We start from the raw sequence: 20661 nt of genomic DNA on the forward strand, positions 1-20661 counted from the left end.
TGGGGCACTCATTTTGCGTTCGACTTGATGCTGACTTCAGCGATGGCCGACATGCCCGGCACCAGGCGGCCTTCATAGGCTTTCAGGTCTTCCGGCTTGAAGGTGATCTTCACCGGCACGCGCTGCACGATCTTGGTGAAATTGCCGGTGGCGTTATCGGCCGGCAGCAGCGCGAACTGCGCGCCGGAGGCTGGCGAGAACGAGTCGACGCGGCCAACCAGTTCCTTGCCGGGCAGTGCGTCGATGGTCAGGCTCACTTCCTGGCCCACGCGCATGTCGGCGAGCTGGGTCTCCTTGAAGTTGGCGGTGACCCACACATTGTCCTGCACCAGGGCCACCAGTTGCTGGCCTGACTGCACGCGCTGGCCTACTTCCAGGGCGCGCTTGCCGACGCGGCCATCGACCGGTGCGACGATACGGTTGTAGGCCAGTTGCTGCTGCGCGTCTTTCAGCTGCACTTGCAGCACTTTGACTTGCGCCTTCAGCACTTCGCGGGCGGAGGTGGCGGAGCCGATTTGCGCTTTCGCGGCAACGGCGCTGTCCTTGCGCGCCGCCACGTCGGCGGTGGCGCTGGCGCGGGCGGCGTTGGCCGCATCCAGTTCGGCTTTCGATACCGCTTTCATCTGGCTGGTATACAGCTGGCCATAACGCTCGGCGTCCTGCGATGCACGCAACTGGTTGGCTTGCGCCTGCGCCACTTGCGCAGCAGCGGCGCTGGCTTGCGCATTCACTTGCGCGATCTGGGCGTCCGCCTGCAGCACTTGCTGCTGGACGCTGGCGATCTGGGCCTGGATCTGTTCTACCTTCACCTGCTGGTCGAAGGGATCGAGTTCGGCGATTACGTCGCCCGCCTTCACGAGCTGGTTGTCGTCCACCAGCACCTTGGTCACCACGCCGGAAATGCGCGAGGACACCGGGTGCACGTGGCCTGCCACGTAGGCGTTTTCCGTTTCCACATAGTGATGGCTGCGGTACCACATGCGGCCGCCAGCGGCCAGGGCTGCCAGGGCGATCAGGCCGGCGATCACGAGTACGCGACGGTTAGGTGGATTAGCGGTAGGCGCGGCTTCGGGCACGGCGCTGAGCACTTTTTGTTCGGCTGGGTTGTGCTGGGACATGGTGGGAAACTCCCTGAAAATGAAATGAGTCGTGTGCATTATTGGTCAATCAATGACCAAAGTCAAGAAATGAAACGATTGCATTTCATTTTTATTTGGCATAAAGTGAGGTCTCTGCTAGCCTTCGGGCATTACGTACGGTTTTCAATCATGTCTATTGAACAAGTTATCGAGCCAGTCAAAGCCGGGCGCCCCAAGGCCGCCGAGGCCGAAGCGCGCCTGAACGACCTGCTGGATACGGCCGCCCGGCTCATCCTGGAAAAGGGCTATGCCAAGGTCAGCCTTGAAGCCATTGCCAAAGAAGCACGGGTTGCCGTGCGCACCATCTATGTGAAGTTCGGCGGCAAGGCCGGCCTGCTCAAGGCGATCTTGCTGCGTCATCGTGCCGGCGCCTTCGATCCCGTCGGCATGGAAACCCTGCACCGCCCTGTGCGCGAAACGTTGCTGGAGTTCGGCCTGCGCTTCCACCGCCTGGTCAGCACGCCGGCGGCTACCGCGCTCTATCAAATCGTGGTGGCGGAAGCCCACGCCAATCCCGACCTGGCCGAAGCATTCTGGGACGCCGGCCCGCGCCAGACGCGCGAGCTGGTGGCGCGCTACTTCGCCCGTGCGGACGTCCGAGCCCAACTCGATACCAAGGCGCCGCCGGAGCGGCTGGCGATCCACCTGATGAACTGCCTGATGGGCGACCAGTTGCGCCGCTTCCTGTTCGATTCTCGCTGCGGCGTGGCCACCACGCCGGAGGAGATCGAGCAAGGCGTCGACCTGTTCCTGAACGGGGTGTTGAAGCGTTAAGTAGCCCTTAAGCGTGCGCGGCAGCGTATGTGCGCTAGCGCACGGTGGCCCATCGGCTGGCTGCCGGATACTGACCTTCTCGAGAACCAAAATTAAAGTGGGAGGTTGTATGAGCAAGGTCGATCGGCTCGAATGGAGCAGGAAAATTGCCACGATCAACGAGCGCATCAAAGGTTTCCAGGAAAACCCGAACAAAGAACACCTGGACGCCGCGATCAATGAACTCAAGGCCTATGCGGAGGCTGCCAATAGCGGCGGTATCGAAATCCCAGAGCGCTTCATTGCGAGCTGACAACAAACCGGGCAAAAGCCCGGTTTTTTATTGCGGCGACGCGCTTCCTGTGTCACGATGCCCACCCCTAGTATCAACTTATTGGTAGTAAATCATGAGCGAACAAGCAACCCAACAGCAGCAGAACGACGACCAGAAATTCTTCGAAAACATCGACGCCTACATTGCACTGGCCAACGCCCACGAAAACAGCAACAAGGGCGCCCCGCAACTGGTAGGCGCCAGCCTGCTGTTCGCCGCCGCCCGCTACAACACCTACCTGGTAGCACGTGCCCAGCCTGACCTGGAAGCCTTCAAACTGAAGAAAGAAGAAGCCAAGGCCTACTTCATGGACCAGTTCAACAAGATGTTTGACGATAACTGGGAAGACTACGGCAAGCATTTCGAGCAGTACCGCAACCAGAAGTAAGCAACTCCCGGGCCCGCGTGGCCCCAGGAAAATTGCGCGTGATGGCCCTGTCCGGGCAAGCGAGCCGAGACTAAGATCGTGCTTTCGACGCCCGGATCATCACCATGAAAACTGCCTTCATTGCGCTCCTGGTCTTCTTCATCCACATCGGCTCCCCCGCAGCGGCTCCTCCAGCGAGCGATGGCCAACAGGACTTCAATTGGGAATTGGGGACCTGGCAAACAACACTGCGGCGACTCAGCAAACCTCTTACCGGCAGCCAGGAATGGCTTGAATATGCCGGCACGACGACCGTCTCTCCACTGATGGGAAAACGGGCAAATATCGTTGAATTTGATGTGCAGGGCCCTGCCGGCAGGATTGCCGGAGTTTCCCTTCGCCTGTACCAGCCTGCGAGCGGGCAATGGAGCCTGCATTTCGCGAATCTCGCCAACGGCGCGATGACGGAGCCAATGCACGGCAGCTTCAAGCAGGGGCGCGGCACCTTCTTCGGCCAGGACACGCTGGATGGCCGCAAGATCCTGGTCCGCTTCCTGATTGTCCCGCTGGGCGCGGACCAGTGGCGCTTCGAGCAGGCCTACTCCGCCGACAATGGAAAGACCTGGGAGGACAACTGGATCGCGGTCGATACGCGCCAGGCTGTCCTCCCATCGCGCTAACGGCTTAGCGCTTGCGCGGCGGCGGCAGGTCGGTGCAGACGCCTTCGTAGGCTTCTGCTGCCATGCCGATCGATTCACCCAGGGTCGGGTGCGGGTGGATGGTCTTGCCGATGTCGATGCCGTCGGCGCCCATCTCGATCGCCAGGGCGATTTCACCGATCATGTCGCCGGCGTGGGTGCCGACGATGGTGCCGCCGATGATGCGGTGCGTCTCTGCATCGAACAGCAGCTTGGTGAAGCCTTCGTCACGGCCGTTGGCAACGGCGCGGCCGCTGGCAGCCCATGGGAAGTGGCCCTTCTCGACCTTGATGCCCTTGGCTTTCGCTTCGTCTTCGGTGATGCCGGCCCATGCCACTTCCGGATCGGTGTAAGCCACCGATGGAATGATCTTCGCGTCGAAGTGAGCCTTCTCGCCGTGGGCTGCTTCGGCAGCGACGTGGGCTTCGTGCACGGCTTTGTGCGCGAGCATCGGCTGGCCGACGATATCGCCGATGGCGAAGATGTGCGGCACATTGGTGCGCATCTGGCTGTCGACGTTGATGAAGCCGCGGTCGGTGACGATCACGCCGGCCTTGTCGGCGGCGAGCTTCTTGCCGTTCGGGCTGCGGCCGACTGCCACCAGGACCATGTCGTACAGCTGCGGTTCCGGCGCGGTGACGCCGGCTTCGGCGGCTTCGAAGGTGACCTTGATCCCTTCCGGCAGCGCTTCCACTCCGACGGTCTTGGTCTTGGTCATGATGCGGTCGAAGCGCTTCTCGTTGTACTTCTGCCAGACCTTCACGGCTTCGCGGTCGGCGCCTTGCATCAGGCCGTCCATCATTTCGACCACGTCGATGCGCGCGCCGAAGGTGCTGTACACGGTGGCCATTTCCAGGCCGATGATGCCGCCGCCGATGACCAGCATCTTCTTCGGCATGAAGCGCAGCTCGAGCGCTCCGGTGCTGTCGACGATGCGGTTGTCTTCAGGGACGAACGGCAGTTTCACCACGCTGGAACCTGCGGCGATGATGGCTTGCTTGAACTGCACGACCTTCTTGCTGCCGTCGGCCGCGGTGACTTCGATGTGGTTCGGGCTGAGGAACTGGCCCACGCCCTGCACCACGTTCACCTTGCGCATCTTGGCCATGCCGGCCAGGCCGGTGGTCATCTTCTTGATGACCCCTTCCTTGTAGCTGCGCACCTGGTCGATGTCGATGGTCGGCTTGGCGAAGGTGACGCCATTCTTGGCCATGTGGCTGGTTTCGTCGACCACGGCTGCCAGGTGCAGCAGGGCTTTCGACGGGATGCAGCCCACGTTCAGGCAGACGCCACCCAGGGTCGCGTATTTCTCGACCAGCACGGTGTTCATGCCCAGGTCCGCGGAGCGGAAGGCGGCGGAGTAGCCGCCAGGACCGCCACCCAGGACCATCATGTCGCAGGTGATGTCGACCTGGCCGGGGTAGCCGCCAGCCTGCGGCGCAGCCACAGGCGCGGCCGGGGCTGGCTTGGCGGCTGGCGCCGGGCCTGCAGCGGCCGCAGGAGCTGCGGCTGGAGCAGGTGCGGCTGCAGGGGCTGCAGAGCCGACGGCTTCCTCGACCACCATCAGTGCCGAGCCTTCGCTCACCTTGTCGCCAACCTTGATCTTGAGTTCCTTGATCACGCCAGCGTGGGTCGATGGAATCTCCATCGATGCCTTGTCGGATTCGACGGTGGCCAGCGATTGGTCGACCTTGACGGTATCGCCAACCTTGACCAGCAGCTCGATCACTTCAACGTCCTTGAAGTCGCCGATGTTCGGTACTTTAACTTCGATCATCGCGGCCTCCTTACAGCAGGATCTTGCGCATATCGGCCAGCACTTCGGCCAGGTATGCAGCGAAGCGGGCACCGGATGCGCCGTCGACCACTCGGTGGTCGTAGGACAGCGACAGTGGCAGCATCAGGCGCGGCACGAACTGCTTGCCGTCCCAGACTGGCTTCATGGAGGACTTGGACAAGCCGAGGATCGCCACTTCCGGTGCGTTCACGATCGGGGTGAATGCGGTACCGCCAATGCCGCCCAGCGACGAAATGGTGAAGCAGGCGCCCTGCATGTCGGTCGGTTTCAGCTTGCCTTCGCGCGCTGCCAGCGACAGTTCGCCCATTTCCTTGGCGATCTGGGTCACTGACTTCTGGTCGGCGTTCTTCACGACAGGTACCACCAGGCCTTGCGGCGTGTCGGCTGCGAAGCCGATGTTGTAGTACTTCTTCAGGATCAGGTTCTCGCCCTTCTCGTCCAGGGACGAATTGAAGGTCGGGAATTTCTTCAGCGCGGTCACGGATGCCTTGATCACGAACGCCAGCATGGTGAGCTTGACGGCGTCCTTGTTCTTGGCGTTGGCGTTGTTGCTGTCGACGCGGAACTGTTCCAGGTCGGTGATGTCGGCGTCTTCGAACTGCGTCACGTGCGGGATCATCACCCAGTTGCGATGCAGGTTCGGGCCGGAGATCTTCTTGATGCGCGGCAGCGGGGACAGTTCTGTTTCGCCGAACTTGCTGAAGTCCAGCGATGGCCATGGCAGCAGGTTCAGGCCTGCACCGCCGCCAGCGGCTGCCGGTGCGGCATTCGGTGCTGCGACTGCGCCGGAGACGATGCCCTTGACGTAATTTTGCACGTCCAGCTGGGTCACGCGGCCTTTCGGGCCGGTGCCGCCAACGCGGGTCACGTCCACGCCCAGTTCGCGGGCAAACTTGCGAACGGATGGAGAGGCATGGGCCAGCTTGCCGTTGACGGCAGGCGCGGACGGCGCTGCAGCGGCAGCAGGAGTCGCGGCTGCAGCCGGAGCTGCGGCGGCCGGAGCGGCAGCGGGAGCCGCGGCTGGCGCAGGCGCTGCCGCTGGGGCGGCGGCACCGCCGGCAGCGTCAACGATCAGCACCAGGGAGCCTTCAGCAACCTTGTCGCCTACCTTGACCTTGATCTCTTTCACCACGCCAGCGTGCGACGATGGAATTTCCATGGAGGCTTTGTCGGATTCGACGGTCACCAGGGACTGGTCCTTGGCGATGGTGTCGCCGACCTTGACCATCACTTCGATGACTTCCACTTCCTTGAAGTCGCCGATGTCGGGCACTTTCACTTCGACCGGGCCGGCCGAAGCAGCTGGCGCAGGCGCGGCGGCAGCGGCAGGCGCTGGGGCCGCAGCAGCAGGCGCGGCTGCCGGAGCTGCGGCTGCTGCCGGTGCGGCGGCAGGAACTCCGGCGGCGCCGGATGCTTCAACGATCAGCAACAGCGAACCTTCCGCCACCTTGTCGCCGACCTTCACCTTGATTTCCTTGACGACACCGGCTTGCGACGAAGGAATCTCCATCGATGCCTTGTCCGATTCAACGGTCACCAGCGACTGGTCGACCTTGATCGTGTCGCCCACCTTGACCATCAGTTCGATGACTTCAACTTCCTTGAAGTCGCCGATATCCGGGACTTTCACTTCAACCATGCTCATAGTGTTTGCTCCGTCTTCTTATTTATTGGGTCACCGGATTTGGCTTGTTCGGGTTGATGCCGTACTTCTTGATGGCGTCTTCCACAACCGACATCGCGATCTTGCCTTCGTCCGCCAGGGCGCGCAGGGATGCGACGGTGATGTAGTAACGGTTCACCTCGAAGAACTCGCGCAGCTTGGCGCGGCTGTCCGAACGGCCAAAGCCATCGGTGCCCAGCACCTTGTAGGTGCGGCCTTCCGGCATGTAAGGACGGATCTGCTCAGCGAATGCACGCATGTAGTCGGTGGTTGCAACGATCGGGCCGGTGCTGTCCTTCAGCAGGCCGGTCACGTAAGGCACGCGCTGTTCCTTGGTCGGGTTGACCATGTTCCAGCGCTCGCAGTCCTGGCCATCGCGGGCCACCAGGGTCAGCGAAGGAGCGGACCAGACGTCGGCGGCGATGTTCCAGTCGTTCTTCAGCAGTTCAGCGGCGAAGATGGATTCGCGCAGGATGGTGCCCGAGCCGACCAGTTGCACGCGCTGCTTGGCGGACTTGTCGCCCTCTTGCAGCAGGTACATGCCCTTCAGGATGCCCTCTTCCTGGCCTGGCTTCAGGCCTGGGTGGGCATAGTTCTCGTTCATGATGGTGATGTAGTAGAACACGTCTTCCTGCTCACCCACCATGCGGCGCAGGCCGTCCTGGATGATCACGGCCAGTTCATGGCCGAAGGTCGGGTCGTACGGCACGCAGTTCGGAATGGTCGCTGCAACGATGTGGCTGTGGCCATCTTCGTGCTGCAGGCCTTCGCCGTTGAGCGTGGTGCGGCCGGCGGTGCCCGCCATCAGGAAGCCGCGTGCGCGCATGTCGCCCGCCGCCCAAGCCAGGTCGCCAACGCGCTGCAGGCCGAACATCGAGTAGTAGGTGAAGAACGGGATCATCACGCGGTTGTTGCTCGAGTACGAGGTCGCAGCGGCGATCCACGAGCTCATGCCGCCCGCTTCGTTGATACCCTCTTGCAGGATCTGGCCGGCCTTGTCTTCGCGGTAGTACATCACCTGGTCCTTGTCGACCGGCTCGTACAACTGGCCTTGCTGGTTGAAGATGCCGATCTGGCGGAACAGGCCTTCCATACCGAAGGTACGGGACTCGTCAACCAGGATTGGCACCACGCGCTGGCCCAGCGACTGGTCACGCAGCAGCGCGGTGATGATACGCACGTAGGCCTGGGTAGTGGAGATCTCGCGGCCTTCCGGAGTCGGGTCGGTCACCGCCTTGAAGGCGTCGAGGCCCGGCACCACCAGCTTCTCGTCGGCCTTGGTGCGGCGCGATGGCAGGTAGCCGCCCAGTGCCTTGCGGCGCTCGTGCAGGTACTTCATTTCAGGCGCGTCGTCGGACGGCTTGAAGAACGGGATGTCTTTCAGCTTGTCGTCCGGGATCGGGATGTTGAAGCGGTCGCGCATTTCGCGGATTGCCTCGTCGTCCAGCTTCTTGGTCTGGTGCGCGGTATTGCGCGCTTCGCCGGATTTGCCCATGCCGAAGCCCTTGACGGTCTTCACCAGCAGCACGGTTGGCTTGCCGACGGACTCGTTGGCCATCTTGAATGCAGCGTAGATCTTGTGCGGGTCGTGGCCGCCGCGGGTCAGGCGCCAGATGTCGTCGTCCGACATGTTGGCAACCATTTCCAGCAGCTTCGGATGCTTGCCGAAGAAGTGCTTGCGCACGTATGCGCCGTCCTTGGCCTTGTAGTTCTGGTATTCGCCGTCGACGGTTTCCATCATCACTTTTTGCAGGATGCCGTCCTTGTCCTGCGCCAGCAGGTTGTCCCAGCCCGGGCCCCAGATGACCTTGATGACGTTCCAGCCGGCGCCGCGGAAGTCCGCTTCCAGCTCCTGGATGATCTTGCCGTTGCCGCGCACCGGACCGTCCAGGCGCTGCAGGTTGCAGTTGACCACGATGTTCAGGTTGTCCAGCTGTTCGCGGGCAGCCATGCCGATCGCGCCCATCGATTCCGGTTCGTCCATCTCGCCGTCGCCGCAGAAGGCCCAGACCTTGCGGCCTTCGGTATTGGCGATGCCGCGCGCGTGCAGGTACTTCAGGAAGCGCGCCTGGTAGATCGCCATCAGCGGGCCCAGGCCCATCGACACGGTCGGGAATTGCCAGAATTCCGGCATCAGTTTCGGGTGCGGGTAGGAGGACAGGCCTTTGCCGTCCACTTCCTTGCGGAAGTTCAGCAGTTGTTCTTCGCTCAGGCGGCCTTCCAGGAAGGCGCGCGCGTAGACGCCGGGCGACGAGTGGCCCTGGATGTACAGCAGGTCGCCGCCGTGCTCGGCGCTCTCGGCTTTCCAGAAGTGGTTGAAGCCGATGCCCAGCATGTTCGCCAGCGAGGCGAACGAGGACAGGTGGCCGCCCAGGTCGCCGTCGGCGCGGTTGGCCTTGACGACCATTGCCATCGCGTTCCAGCGCATCCACGAGCGCAGGCGCTCTTCGTATTCCAGGTTGCCTGGGCAGTGGGCTTCCTTATGGGCGGGGATGGTGTTGACGTAGGCGGTATTGGCGGAGAACGGAATGTCGGCGCCGCGGCGGCGGGCCAGGTCGACCAGTCGCTCCATCAGGTAATGGGCACGTTCAGGGCCTTCGTTTTCCAGGACGGCTTCCAACGCCTCCAGCCATTCTTTGGTTTCCTGTGCATCAGGATCGTTGGCCGTTTGTGCCGTGACCTGGTCAAGTTGAGCTGACATGTAACTAGTCTCCTATCAATTGAAGGCGCCCCACCCTGTGTGCTCCGGACGGTGCAGGTGATTATTTATTAAGACTTTGGCTAAGTGTGAAGGATTCTATCAGCGAATTCGGCATTTTTCAAATTGCGGAAGTTGATTTTGCAATGTGAAATGAAGCACCAGCCGTGCGGGCGGCTTCAATCATCGCGATTCGGTCAGGCGGGCGGCGCACGATGCACCCGCGCCCCATCACTTGCGGCAGAGCCCCAGGCGCGGATCAAAGGGATCGAGCCACAGCTCCCTGCGGGAAAGCATGGCGGGATCGATGTCCTTGTTCGGCAGGTCGACGCGGCGCCGTTTGCACAGTTGGGCGCGCTGCAGGTAGCTGCGGTGATGTTCGAGCACGAGGCGCTCCAGTGTGCCGTCCTTCAGCAGCGATTCCATGCCGGCGCGGATGCGTTTATATAGCCGGGGGGTCTTGGGCGAGACGAAGAACATCGAGGGAATATTGTCGTGCAGGACGATGCTGTCTTCGATTGCCAGTTGCGGGAAGGCTTGCTTGCGCAGGTCGTACTCCTGGAAGATCTCGTTCACGCCGCGCGGAAGGTAGTCGAAGCGGCCGGCGACCAGCATGTCGAACAAGCCGATGTAGTTACTGCCGGTGACATAGCGGAAGCCGTTATCCTGCAGCGACGCGCGTGTGACCCACACCGATCCGACACCGGCAGTCATTTCCTTGAGCCCGCCCGGCAGCACCAGTTTGCGAATGCGTTCCTGGTTCTTGCTGTCGATCAGGGCAATACGCCAGCTTTGCAAGCCCATATCTGTGGGCACTGGCACTGCGCGCAGGGTCTTGAGCCATTTCGCATCGGCTGGGTAGGCGGTCACGTTAATCAGCTTTCCGTCCTTGAGCGCTTCAAGCAGGCGCGGACGCTCCATGTGGGCGTCCGCATATTCGATGGTGTACGGCCCGAATTCGGGCACCGTGCGCTCCATCACCTGTTGCAGCAAGACCTTTGAATATTCGCGCCGAAGGTCGGCGGACGAGGCAGCACGGTCGAAGATCACGGCATCCACCGCTCGGGCGTCGAACGCCGCGCATGCCAGTAACAGCGCGGCCAGGCGAGCGATTGTCTCCTTTATCTTCATTCGCCTATGATATCGTGATATGACCAACAATTACATTCATCCAACGCCGGGACTTCCCGGCCGCCTGCTCGCCCGCCTCGCAAATTCCCGACGCATCGCCAGCGCCCGCCGCGCGGTGTTTTCGCGCCTGCCGTTCCTGACCCTTGAAAGCGATGTGCGCGACGTCGTTTACCTGACCTGGATGATGGATGCCGCGACTGCGCAGGCCATGGTGCCGGCAGGCGTGCGCTTGTGGCAGCGCAATGGCCTCACGCCGTTCAGCGTCCTTACCTATCGCCATGGCCATTTCGGTCCGGCGCTGGCGGGAGCAACACGCCGCCTGATGCCATCGCCCCTGCAAAGCAACTGGCGCTTCTATCTGGAGGAACCGGGCAAGGTGTATTTCGTGCGGAATATCATGGATAGCACGCTTCATGCTCTCGGCACGCGCATATTCAGCGATATTCTGCCGACGCATTTGCCTGCACGGTTTGTCCATGCGCGCGATGGCGATGAATACTCCACCAGCATCGAGCCCGGAGCCGGCAGCGCGCCGCTGCTGAAGGCCCGGACCCGAGTAAGAGCGCAGCGCGCCCTGCCGCCGGGCCTGGCCGGCGCTTTCGCAAACTGGGACGAGGCAGTCGGCTTCCTCGCATGCCAGCACATGGCAATGATCGAGGTTCCGGGCACTGGCCGCATGGCGGAATCGGAAATCAGCCTGCCAATTCCGCTCGATGAAGTGCTGCCGCTGGAGGCGGAATCGGTGAACTGCCCGATGGCTGGCGCCGACGCGGGCAGCCCATTCTGCTTCGCCGTGCCGCGCGTGAAGTTCAGGGTTCTTTCGGAGTCTCTAGCAGCGTCTTGAGCGCACCGCGCGGGTTGGCCATGAAGTCGTGCATCACTTCGTAGTGTTCGGTGTCTTCATAAGCACGCTGTCGTATTCCATCCGGCGTGCAGACGAAGATGCTGGCTTCCGGATAGGCCATCAGGATCGGCGAATGGGTCGCGATCACGAATTGTGAGCCGCCCTGCACCAGTTGGTGGATGCGCTTCAATGCCCGCAACTGGCGTTGCGGCGACAGCGCGGCTTCCGGTTCGTCCAGGATGTACAGGCCTTTGCCGCCGAAACGCTTCTCCAGCAGCGCCAGGAACGATTCCCCATGCGACTGCTCATGCAGGGAAACACCGCCATAGGAATCGATGACTGGCGGCGCAGGAGCCGGGATCCGGTCCATATTCTCAATTTCGGTCGCGACATTGAAGAAGCTCTCCGCACGGAGGAAATAGCCATCCCGTGGCTTGCGCACGCCACGTGCAACGCGCAGGTACTCATGCAGGCACGAATGTGAGACACGGGTGCCGAAGTTGAAATTCTTGCTGCCGCCTTCTGCGTTGAAGCCCAGTGCCACGGCCAGCCCCTCCAGCAAAGTCGATTTTCCCGAGCCGTTTTCGCCGACGATAAACGTCACTGCCGGGTCGAATTCGAGGCGGCCGAGGTGGCGCACGGCGGGCAGGCAGAAGGGGTAAGCCGAGAAATCGGGCGTCTTGTCCGGGCGCAGCTGGGCATCAATCAGGAACTGGTAAGAGATCATTTATTGGCAAGCTTACAATCATGTGCAGTGCAGGACAAGGCCGCCACCATTTATAATGGCGACTTTCCATTCCACCAATCCAAGCAATCATGTCTGCACAACTGATCGACGGAGTAGCACTCTCCCAAAAACTGCGCGCTGAAATCGCTTCCCGCGCCGCCGCACTGACCGCCAAGGGCAAACAGCCCGGCCTGGCCGTGATCCTGGTCGGCGACGACCAGGCCAGCCATGTCTACGTGCGCAACAAGGTCAAGGCATGCGAAGACGCCGGCATCCGCTCCGTGAAAGAGCAATACGCTGCAGACATGACCGAGCAAGCCCTGCTCGAACGCATCGCCACCCTGAATGCCGACCCAAGCATCCACGGCATCCTGGTGCAGATGCCGCTGCCCAAGCATATCGACCCGCACAAGGTGATCGAGGCCATCGCTACGACCAAGGACGTGGACGGCTATTCCGTGCTGAGCGCCGGCGAACTGATGACCGGCCTGGAAGGCTTCCTGCCATGCACGCCTTACGGCTGCATGAAGCTGATCGAATCGACCGGCGTTACGCTGAAGGGCAAGCATGCTGTCGTGATTGGCCGTTCCAACACCGTTGGCAAGCCAATGGGCCTGCTGCTCTTGCAAGCTAACGCCACCGTCACCATCTGCCATAGCGGAACGGCGGACCTGGGCTATCACACCCGCCAGGCCGATATCGTGGTGGCTGCAACTGGCCGCCGCAACACCCTGACTGCTGATATGGTGAAGCCGGGCGCCATCGTTATCGACGTCGGCATCAACCGCGATGAGAACGGCAAACTGTGCGGCGACGTGGACTTTGCGGGCATCAAGGAAGTGGCTTCGCATATCACGCCGGTGCCGGGTGGCGTGGGGCCGATGACCATTACCATGCTGCTGATGAATACGATTGAGTCGGCGGAGCGCGTTTAAACCGGTAAACCGGTGCCAGACCCACGGGGTCTGGCACCTTCGGCACGCGGCCGCCGCGTTACCAGTGCCTGACCCTGCGGGTCTGGCACTGCTTTTACGGTTATTGAGGAGTTAAGAATGACTGACAATCCCCTGCTGGACTTTAGCGGCTTGCCGCGTTTCGATGCGATCAAGCCCGAACACGTCACTCCCGCAATCGAGCACCTGCTTGAAAAGAACCGCGCCGCCGTGGCGCAACTGGAAGCGCCCAGCGACCAGGTAACCTGGGATAATTTCGTCACCCCGCTGGAGAATTCCACCGAGCTGCTGGGCCGCGCCTGGGGCATCGTCAGTCACCTGAACAACGTGGTGGATACGCCCGAGCTGCGCGCCACCTACAACGAAAACCTGCCGAAAGTGACCGAGTTCTGGACCGCCCTGGCCCAGAACGAGGCGCTGTTCGCCAAATACAAGGCCTTGCGCGCCAGCGCGGAATTCGCCACCCTGTCACCGGCACGCCAGCGCATCGTCGACAACGCGATCCGCGACTTCCGCATGGGCGGCGCCGAACTGCCGGCCGACAAGAAGGAACGCTTCGCTGCGATCCAGGAAGAACACGCCGCCACCAGCACCCGCTTCAGCGAGAACGTGCTGGACGCCACCAATGACTGGAAACTGCTGGTGGAGGACGAAGCCGAACTGCGCGGCCTGCCCGACGATTCCAAGGCTGCCGCCAAGGCGCTGGCCGAAAAGGACGGCAAACAAGGCTGGCTGTTCACCCTGCACTTCCCTTCCTATTACCCGATCCTGCAGTTCTGCGACAACCGCGCGCTGCGCGAAAAGGTCTACCGTGCCAACGCCACCAAGGCTTCCGAGCTGGGCGACGCGTTCAGCAAGCGCGAAGACTGGGACAACACCGCCAATATCGCCACGCTGCTGAAACTGCGTGCCGAAGAGGCCGGTCTGCTCGGCTACAAGAACTTCGCCGAAGTCTCGCTGGTGCCGAAAATGGCCAAGTCGCCGGAACAGGTCATCGAATTTCTGGAAGACCTGGCCAAACGCGCTCGCCCCTTCGCCGAGAAAGACCTGGCCGAACTGCAGGCCTACGCCAGCAAGGAGCTGGGCATCGACAACCTGCAGTCGTGGGACCTGCCCTACGCTTCCGAAAAGCTGCAGCAGCACCTGTACTCCTTCTCGGCGCAGGAAGTGAAGCAGTACTTCCCCGAACACAAAGTGGTCGACGGCCTGTTCAAGCTGGTGCAAACCCTGTTCGGCGTCAGCATCCGCCCGGACAGCGCGCCGGTCTGGCACAAGGACGTGCGCTTCTACAGCATCGAACGCGATGGCGTGCTGGTAGGCCAGTTCTACCTGGACCTGTACGCCCGCGAAGGCAAGAGCGGCGGCGCCTGGATGGACGACGCGCGCGGCCGCCGCATCAAGAACGGCGAGCTGCAAACTCCGGTCGCCTACCTGACCTGCAATTTCACCGAACCGCTGGTGGTGGACGGCGTGCCGCAGCCATCGCTGTTCACCCACGATGAAGTGATCACGCTGTTCCACGAATTCGGCCATGGCCTGCACCACATGCTGACCCAGGTTGAAGAGCTGGCGGTGTCCGGCATTTCCGGCGTCGAATGGGATGCTGTCGAGCTGCCGTCGCAGTTCATGGAAAACTTCTGCTGGGAATGGGATGTGCTGAGCCATATGAGCGCCCACGTGAAGAGCGGCCTGCCGCTGCCGCGCGCCCTGTACGACCGCATGCTGGCGGCCAAGAACTTCCAGTCCGGCCTGCAGACCCTGCGCCAGGTGGAATTCGCCCTGCTCGACATGCTGCTGCACTACGATTTCCAGCCATCCGGCGCCAAATCGGTGCAGGACGTGATCGACGAAGTGCGCCGCAAGTTTGCCGTTATCATCCCGCCAAGTTTCAACCGATTCCAACATTCCTTCGGCCATATCTTTGCCGGAGGCTATGCGGCGGGATACTATAGCTATAAGTGGGCGGAAGTATTGTCTGCCGACGCCTACGCAGCCTTCGAGGAAGCGGCGGCGCTGGACGGCGGCAAACTGTCCACAGAAACTGGTAAACGCTTCCAGCAGGAGATCCTGGCCGTCGGCGGTTCGCGCCCGGCGCTGGAGTCGTTTACCGCATTCCGCGGCCGTGAGCCGAGCATCGACGCCCTGCTGCGCCACAGCGGCATGGCGGCTTAATGGAGATAGAAAGTCAATGAAACGCGCTGCCCTGCTTTTGCTGCTGCTGACTGCCAGCGCGGCGCACGCCCAGATGTACAAGTGGAAGGACGAGAAAGGCGTCACCCACTTTACGGAGACGCCGCCGCCAGCCACCGCCAAGAAGGCGGAAGTAAAGAACTACAACACCGCCGGCGCCGGCGGCGCCGAGTTGCCCGCCGAACTGGCGGAGGCCGTGCGTGCCCGTCCGGTAGTGCTGTACACCACCCCCAACTGCGGCGCCGGCTGCAATATGGCCCGCACCCTGCTGGCCAACCGCGGCATTCCGTACCGCGAAAAGACGGTCTCCACCAACGACGACTTCGATGCCATGAAAAAGGCCGGCAGCGAAGGCCAGGTGCCGTTCCTGCTGGTCGGGCGCACGCGCCAGATCGGCTTCGAGCAAGGTGCCTGGGATAGCGCGCTGACCCAGGCCGGCTACCCGACCGAGAAGATGCTGCCGCCGGGTTATTCGAACCCGCCGCCTGCGCCCGCCGCGCCGCCGCGCGCTCCGAGCGCCGAGGAAGTCGCCGCCAGCAAGGCGGAGGCCGACCGCGCAGCAGCCGCCGCGGAGAAGGCTCGCCGCGAACGCGAAACGCCTAAAAACGCGCCGCCGAACTTCCGCTTCTGAGACGCATCAAGAACCAATGACGCAGATCGATTTCCACAGCGGCGTGCCGGACAAGGTTGCCTATGCCTGCCGCCTGCTGCGCAAAGCCTACGCCAGCACGCCGCGCATCGTCGTGATGACCGAAGACGCAGCGCAACTGGCGCAGCTGGACAAGGCCCTGTGGACCTTCTCCGCCATCGACTTCCTGCCGCACGCCCACGCCAACGATCCGCTGGCGCCCGATTCCGCCATTGTGCTGGCCGACAGCGACACGACAGAACTGCCGGAAGCCGGCCTGCTGGTCAACCTGGCGCGCCGCGCTCCGGCGCAGTTCGAGGCGTTTCCGCGTTTGATCGAAGTCATCTCCTCCGACGAGGAAGATGCAGCGGCGGGCCGCCTGCGCTATGCTGCCTACAAACGCCAGGATTTCCCGCTCAAACACCTCACTGTAGGCAAGTAGTTAATGAACCAGCCTTTTGACGCCAGCATCCCGGTCCTGACCGAAATCATGAACGACGAGCCGCCGCCGGCGTCCGCCGTTGCTGCGGCGCCGGCCGACGAAGCGCAACCCGCGCCGGGCGATGCATTGGACTGGGAAGCGCTGCAGCGCCGCGTCTCCGAGCAGGTGCTGCAGCAGTTGTCGAACCGCGTCGATTTCGTGCTGGAGCAACGCATCAAGGACAGCATGGCCGAAGTCCTGGAACATGCCCTGCATGCCCTGACGGCGGAAATCCGCGATGGCCTGCACGACACCATCGGCAAGATCGTCACCCGCGCCGTGCAGCAGGAAATCACGCACCTGCAGGCCAGTTCCACCCGCCAGAAATAATTCCCTCTTTGCCATTCGGGGATTTTGTTGTATTTTCTCTGGCAAATCCGACTTTTTGACTGGAGCCCCCGATGCAGTTCAAGAACAAGTTCATCCCTGTCGCCCTTGCCTTGGTATTTGCCGGCAGCGCCTACGCACAGGACACTATCAAGATTGGCCACGTCGCCCCGGTATCGGGCCCTAATTCGCACCTGGGCAAGGACATGGAAAACGGCGCCCGCATGGCCGTTGAGGACCTGACCGCCAAGGGCGTCAAGATCGGCGGCAAGCCAGTCAAGTTCGTGGTGCAGTTCGAAGACGATGCGGGCGACCCGAAACAGGGCACCACCGCCGCGCAAAAGCTGGTGGACGCCAAGGTCCAGGGCGTGATCGGCCACCTGAACTCCGGCACCACCATCCCGGCCTCCAAGATCTACTACGACGCCGGCATCCCGCAGATTTCGCCGGCCGCCACCTCGCCGGTGTACACCAAGCAGAAGTTCAACACCGCATTCCGCGTAGTTGCCAACGACAACAAGCTGGGCGGCACCCTCGGCGCCTATGCGGTGAAGAACCTGGGCGCCAAGAAGATCGCCGTGATCGACGACCGCACCGCTTACGGCCAGGGCGTGGCCGACGAATTCGTCAAAGGCGCCAAGAAAGCCCTGCCGGGTGTGCAAGTGGTCGGCAAGGAATTCACCAACGCCAATGCCACCGACTTCAACGCCATCCTGACCAACATCAAGTCCAAGAATCCGGACCTGGTGTTCTTCGGCGGCATGGACTCGGTCGGCGGCCCGCTGCTGCGCCAGATGAAGGCGCTGGGCATCAATGCCAAATTCATGGGCGGCGACGGCGTCTGTACCGATGCGCTGTACCGCCTGTCCGCCGGCGCTGCCGCCGATGGCGTAGTCACCTGCGCCGAAGCCGGCGGCGTGACTGCCGACATGCAGAAGAACATGGACGACTTCCGTGCCCGCTACAAGAAGAAGTACGGCCAGGAAGTGCAACTGTACGCGCCGTATGTCTACGACGCCATCATGACCATGGCCGACGCCATGGAAAAAGCCAATTCGTCCGAGCCGGCCAAATACCTGCCGGCGCTGGCCAAGATCAAGCACCAGGGCGTGACCGGCCTGATCGAGTTCGACCCGTTCGGCGACATCAAGGATGGTGCGTTGACCCTGTTCACTTACAAGGGCGGCATCAAGACCAAGATGGAAGTGGTCAAGTAACCAACGCAGTACGCGAGAATTATCGGGGGGGAGCCCGTGGGCCGCCAGCCAGCATGGCGGCCCGTTTTCGTTTCAGGAGAAAGTGCAATGCAAACCAAAACCATCATCGCAGCCATCGCCTTGGCCTTTGCTGGCGCCGCGAGCGCCCAGGAAGTGGTCAAGATCGGCTACGTCGGGCCGCTGTCCGGCCAGTCCGCCCACCTGGGCAAGGACAACCAGAGCGGCGTGCGCATGGCGGTGGAAGACTTGAACGCCAAGGGATTCAAGGTCAACGGCAAGGCGGTCAAGTTCGAGATGGTGTCGGAAGACGATGCCGGCGACCCCAAACAGGGGACTTCGGCAGCGCAGAAGCTGGTCGACGCCAAAGTACAGGGCGTGATCGGGCACCAGAATTCAGGCACCACCATTCCGGCATCCAAGATCTACTACGACGCCGGCATCCCGCAGATTTCGGCTTCGTCCACCAGCCCGGTGTACACCAACCAGGGCTTCAACACCACCTTCCGCGTGGTGGCGAACGACTTCAAGCTGGGCAGCTCGCTGGGCAAGTACGCCACGCAGAAACTGGGCGCCAAGCGCATCGCCGTGATCGACGATCGCACCGCCTACGGCCAGGGCGTGGCAGCCGAATTCCTGAAGGAAGCCAAGAAAGGCGCCGGCGTGCAGATCGTGGACAAGCAGTTCACCACCGACAAGTCGACCGATTTCAACGCCATCCTGACCTCGATCCGGTCCAGGAACCCGGACCTGGTGTTCTTCGGCGGCATGGACTCGGTGGGCGGCCCGCTGCTGCGCCAGATGAAGGCGCTCGGCATCAAGGCCAAGCTGATGGGCGGCGACGGCATCTGCACCGAAGCGCTGCCGAAACTGTCGGGCGGCGCCGACGACGTGGTGGTGTGCGCGGAAGCCGGCGGCGTGACGCCGGAGCAGGAGAAAAAACTGGACGAATTTGCCGGCCGCTTCAAGAAACGCTACGGCTACGACGTGCAGATCTACGCCCCGTACGCCTACGATGCAACGATGGCAATTGCCCACGCCATGGCCGATGCCAAGTCGACCGACCCGGCCAAGTACCTGCCCTTCCTGAAGAAGGTCAGGCATGACGGCATCAGCGGCACCATCGCCTTCGACGCCAAGGGGGATATCAAGGATGGCGCGCTGACGCTGTTCGGCTACAAGGCCGACAAGAAAACGCGCATCGAAGTAATCAAATAAAAAAAGGGGACGTACCCCTTTTTCTTTGAAAAATGGGGTACGTCCCCATTTTTTTACGTCATTTCTGGGACAGGACCCATTTCACCAGGGTCTTGGCTTCCGCCTCGCTTACCTGCGGGTTGGCTGGCATCGGGACTGCGCCCCAGACGCCGGAACCGCCCTTCATGACTTTCGCAACCAGCTTGGCTTCAGCATCTTTCTGGCCGGCGTACTTGGCAGCGACATCCTTGTAAGCCGGGCCAACCAGCTTGGTGGCCACTGCGTGGCAAGCCATGCAGTTCTTGGCCTTGGCCAGGTCAGCGTTTGCGAAAGCAGCCTGCGACGAGAAAGCCGCGGTAACCAGGAAACCAACCAACAGTGAACGTTTCATTTTCATCTCCAGGAAAAAAACTGACACAATTCTACTCCACAACGCGCACTGCGTATTATGGGTTGACCGTTAGCCGGATATTGCTATGATGGAATACTAAGGAGTTTTCCATGCCCATTATCTTATTGATTATCGCCCTCGTGGCACTGAAGTACTTTGAAGTCTGGAAGTTCGCCGACCTGTCGTGGTGGTGGATCGGCGGCATCATGGCCATTGCCTTTGTCTTTTTCGAAGTGATCGAGCCGATGCTGGGCCTCGACAAGCGCAAGGCCCACAACGTCGACGAGCAGCGCCGCAAGGATCGCGTCAAGAAGGCGTTCGACGACCTGAAGAAGCGTAAGTAAGGGTTTCGCCATCCGCGGGCACGACGACGCGGCCGGCCAGGCCTGCACGCAGCGCCTGTTCCTGTAGCGCTGCCCGCTGAACCGGGCAGTGGCTCAAGGCTTCAAGATGGTTCGCCACCACGATGCCCTTCGTGACGCGGGCGAACTGCAGCACCTCTTCGATTCCCATGATGATTTCGTGGCCCAGGTCGAACCTGGCGCCGCCTGCCGGTACGACGCTGACGTCGGGCTGGTGCAGCGCCAGGAAATCCAGCACTTCCTGCGTCAGGATGGTGTCGCCCGACAGGTACAGGCTCGGCTCACCGGGCATCTCGATGAAGTAGCCCACGCCGTGTTCCATCATCAGGCTGACCAGGCCTTTGCCGTGGCGGCAGTTCACGGTCCTGATACGCCCTTCAAGGAAGGGCTGGGGTTCGTGATGGCCCGGCGCCAGCGGCTGCACGTTCAAGCCGCGCTGGAGCAGGTGTCCCTCATCATGCGGCGTGCAGATGACGGGGATCTGCTTGCCGCGTAGCCAGGCTTTGGCGGCGCGGTCCAGGTGGTCGAAGTGGCCTTTCTGGCAGTGCGTGATCAGGCAGTGCGTGACCGTTTCCAGCATGCCTTCCGTCAGCGGCGGCAGCTCGACGACCGGATTGCGCAGCCTTTCCCCCAGCAGCTTGAGCGGCGGCAGCGCGCCCTTTGGCGCCAGCATGGGGTCCACGAGTATTTTGTATGGGCCAAACTCGATAATGGCCGTCGCGTTGCGAAGTTGAGTGATCTTCATGCCGAAATTGTGCGCCCGGGC

The 20661-nt window shown here is 62.0% G+C and carries 21 protein-coding genes; 13 read left to right on the plus strand and 8 right to left on the minus strand.

What is annotated here, in order from left to right:
* Positions 1 to 8 precede the first annotated feature (8 nt).
* Positions 9 to 1118, minus strand: coding sequence for an HlyD family efflux transporter periplasmic adaptor subunit (locus ACN9M3_RS25690; RefSeq protein ID WP_426319033.1), 1110 nt, complete (start codon positions 1116 to 1118; stop codon positions 9 to 11).
* Positions 1119 to 1268: 150 nt separating this feature from the next.
* Here ACN9M3_RS25690 and ACN9M3_RS25695 point away from each other — a divergent pair, with 150 nt between their 5' ends.
* The 4 genes from ACN9M3_RS25695 to ACN9M3_RS25710 all read left to right on the plus strand — a co-directional run bounded on the left by ACN9M3_RS25695 (position 1269) and on the right by ACN9M3_RS25710 (position 3273).
* On the plus strand, positions 1269 to 1913 hold the full coding sequence (locus ACN9M3_RS25695) for a TetR/AcrR family transcriptional regulator (RefSeq protein ID WP_426319034.1): 645 nt from the start codon (positions 1269 to 1271) through the stop codon (positions 1911 to 1913).
* Between the two features lie 109 nt (positions 1914 to 2022).
* Complete coding sequence (locus tag ACN9M3_RS25700) at positions 2023 to 2205, plus strand: hypothetical protein (RefSeq protein WP_130310722.1); 183 nt, start codon at positions 2023 to 2025, stop codon at positions 2203 to 2205.
* A 94-nt stretch (positions 2206 to 2299) separates the two neighbouring features.
* Entirely contained in the window at positions 2300 to 2614 is a 315-nt protein-coding gene (locus tag ACN9M3_RS25705) for a DUF3144 domain-containing protein (RefSeq protein WP_426164048.1), read from the plus strand.
* A gap of 104 nt (positions 2615 to 2718) precedes the next feature.
* The gene (locus ACN9M3_RS25710; RefSeq protein WP_426319035.1) at positions 2719 to 3273 is read left to right on the plus strand and encodes a hypothetical protein; all 555 of its coding nucleotides are present in this window, start codon (positions 2719 to 2721) and stop codon (positions 3271 to 3273) included.
* A 4-nt stretch (positions 3274 to 3277) separates the two neighbouring features.
* Here the strand turns inward: ACN9M3_RS25710 and lpdA are convergent, their stop codons facing one another.
* From lpdA to ACN9M3_RS25730, 4 genes are all read right to left on the minus strand, one after another.
* Positions 3278 to 5068, minus strand: coding sequence for a dihydrolipoyl dehydrogenase (gene lpdA, locus ACN9M3_RS25715; RefSeq protein WP_426319036.1), 1791 nt, complete (start codon positions 5066 to 5068; stop codon positions 3278 to 3280).
* A 10-nt stretch (positions 5069 to 5078) separates the two neighbouring features.
* Positions 5079 to 6734: a dihydrolipoyllysine-residue acetyltransferase gene (aceF, locus tag ACN9M3_RS25720; RefSeq protein WP_426319037.1), complete on the minus strand. Its 1656-nt coding sequence runs from the start codon at positions 6732 to 6734 to the stop codon at positions 5079 to 5081.
* A gap of 22 nt (positions 6735 to 6756) precedes the next feature.
* Positions 6757 to 9453 carry a pyruvate dehydrogenase (acetyl-transferring), homodimeric type gene (gene aceE, locus ACN9M3_RS25725; protein WP_426164058.1) on the minus strand — a complete coding sequence of 899 codons (2697 nt, stop codon included), beginning with the start codon at positions 9451 to 9453 and terminating at the stop codon, positions 6757 to 6759.
* A gap of 228 nt (positions 9454 to 9681) precedes the next feature.
* Complete coding sequence (locus ACN9M3_RS25730; RefSeq protein ID WP_426164060.1) at positions 9682 to 10581, minus strand: hypothetical protein; 900 nt, start codon at positions 10579 to 10581, stop codon at positions 9682 to 9684.
* A 19-nt stretch (positions 10582 to 10600) separates the two neighbouring features.
* Between ACN9M3_RS25730 and ACN9M3_RS25735 the strand changes: the two genes are divergently transcribed.
* Entirely contained in the window at positions 10601 to 11425 is an 825-nt protein-coding gene (locus ACN9M3_RS25735; protein WP_426164062.1) for a DUF2071 domain-containing protein, read from the plus strand.
* On the opposite strand, the gene ACN9M3_RS25740 is transcribed toward ACN9M3_RS25735, so the two are convergent.
* On the minus strand, positions 11391 to 12152 hold the full coding sequence (locus ACN9M3_RS25740) for an AAA family ATPase (RefSeq protein ID WP_426164065.1): 762 nt from the start codon (positions 12150 to 12152) through the stop codon (positions 11391 to 11393). The genes ACN9M3_RS25735 and ACN9M3_RS25740 overlap by 35 nt on opposite strands.
* A gap of 89 nt (positions 12153 to 12241) precedes the next feature.
* Between ACN9M3_RS25740 and folD the strand changes: the two genes are divergently transcribed.
* The 7 genes from folD (at position 12242) to ACN9M3_RS25775 (ending at position 19163) form a co-directional block, all read left to right on the plus strand.
* Positions 12242 to 13087: a bifunctional methylenetetrahydrofolate dehydrogenase/methenyltetrahydrofolate cyclohydrolase FolD gene (gene folD / locus ACN9M3_RS25745; RefSeq protein ID WP_426319038.1), complete on the plus strand. Its 846-nt coding sequence runs from the start codon at positions 12242 to 12244 to the stop codon at positions 13085 to 13087.
* 117 nt (positions 13088 to 13204) lie between these two features.
* Positions 13205 to 15277: a M3 family metallopeptidase gene (locus ACN9M3_RS25750; RefSeq protein WP_426164069.1), complete on the plus strand. Its 2073-nt coding sequence runs from the start codon at positions 13205 to 13207 to the stop codon at positions 15275 to 15277.
* 16 nt (positions 15278 to 15293) lie between these two features.
* Positions 15294 to 15926, plus strand: coding sequence for a DUF4124 domain-containing protein (locus ACN9M3_RS25755; protein WP_426319039.1), 633 nt, complete (start codon positions 15294 to 15296; stop codon positions 15924 to 15926).
* Between the two features lie 16 nt (positions 15927 to 15942).
* Positions 15943 to 16365: a DNA polymerase III subunit chi gene (locus tag ACN9M3_RS25760; protein ID WP_426164074.1), complete on the plus strand. Its 423-nt coding sequence runs from the start codon at positions 15943 to 15945 to the stop codon at positions 16363 to 16365.
* Between the two features lie 3 nt (positions 16366 to 16368).
* Positions 16369 to 16734 carry a hypothetical protein gene (locus ACN9M3_RS25765; protein WP_426319040.1) on the plus strand — a complete coding sequence of 122 codons (366 nt, stop codon included), beginning with the start codon at positions 16369 to 16371 and terminating at the stop codon, positions 16732 to 16734.
* A gap of 71 nt (positions 16735 to 16805) precedes the next feature.
* Positions 16806 to 17948: a branched-chain amino acid ABC transporter substrate-binding protein gene (locus ACN9M3_RS25770; protein ID WP_426319041.1), complete on the plus strand. Its 1143-nt coding sequence runs from the start codon at positions 16806 to 16808 to the stop codon at positions 17946 to 17948.
* Between the two features lie 87 nt (positions 17949 to 18035).
* Positions 18036 to 19163, plus strand: coding sequence for a branched-chain amino acid ABC transporter substrate-binding protein (locus tag ACN9M3_RS25775; RefSeq protein ID WP_426164081.1), 1128 nt, complete (start codon positions 18036 to 18038; stop codon positions 19161 to 19163).
* 58 nt (positions 19164 to 19221) lie between these two features.
* Here ACN9M3_RS25775 and ACN9M3_RS25780 read toward each other — a convergent pair whose 3' ends face one another.
* The gene (locus tag ACN9M3_RS25780; protein ID WP_426164083.1) at positions 19222 to 19533 is read right to left on the minus strand and encodes a c-type cytochrome; all 312 of its coding nucleotides are present in this window, start codon (positions 19531 to 19533) and stop codon (positions 19222 to 19224) included.
* 110 nt (positions 19534 to 19643) lie between these two features.
* On the opposite strand from ACN9M3_RS25780, the gene ACN9M3_RS25785 reads away from it, so the two are divergent.
* Positions 19644 to 19877, plus strand: coding sequence for a TIGR04438 family Trp-rich protein (locus ACN9M3_RS25785; protein ID WP_426164085.1), 234 nt, complete (start codon positions 19644 to 19646; stop codon positions 19875 to 19877).
* Here the strand turns inward: ACN9M3_RS25785 and ACN9M3_RS25790 are convergent.
* Entirely contained in the window at positions 19840 to 20640 is an 801-nt protein-coding gene (locus tag ACN9M3_RS25790) for an MBL fold metallo-hydrolase (protein ID WP_426319042.1), read from the minus strand. The two genes, ACN9M3_RS25785 and ACN9M3_RS25790, sit on opposite strands and share 38 nt — an antisense overlap.
* Between the last annotated feature and the right edge of the window lie 21 nt (positions 20641 to 20661).

It is taken from the genome of Pseudoduganella sp. R-43 (genome assembly GCF_049913255.1).
Lineage (GTDB): Bacteria > Pseudomonadota > Gammaproteobacteria > Burkholderiales > Burkholderiaceae_D > Rugamonas.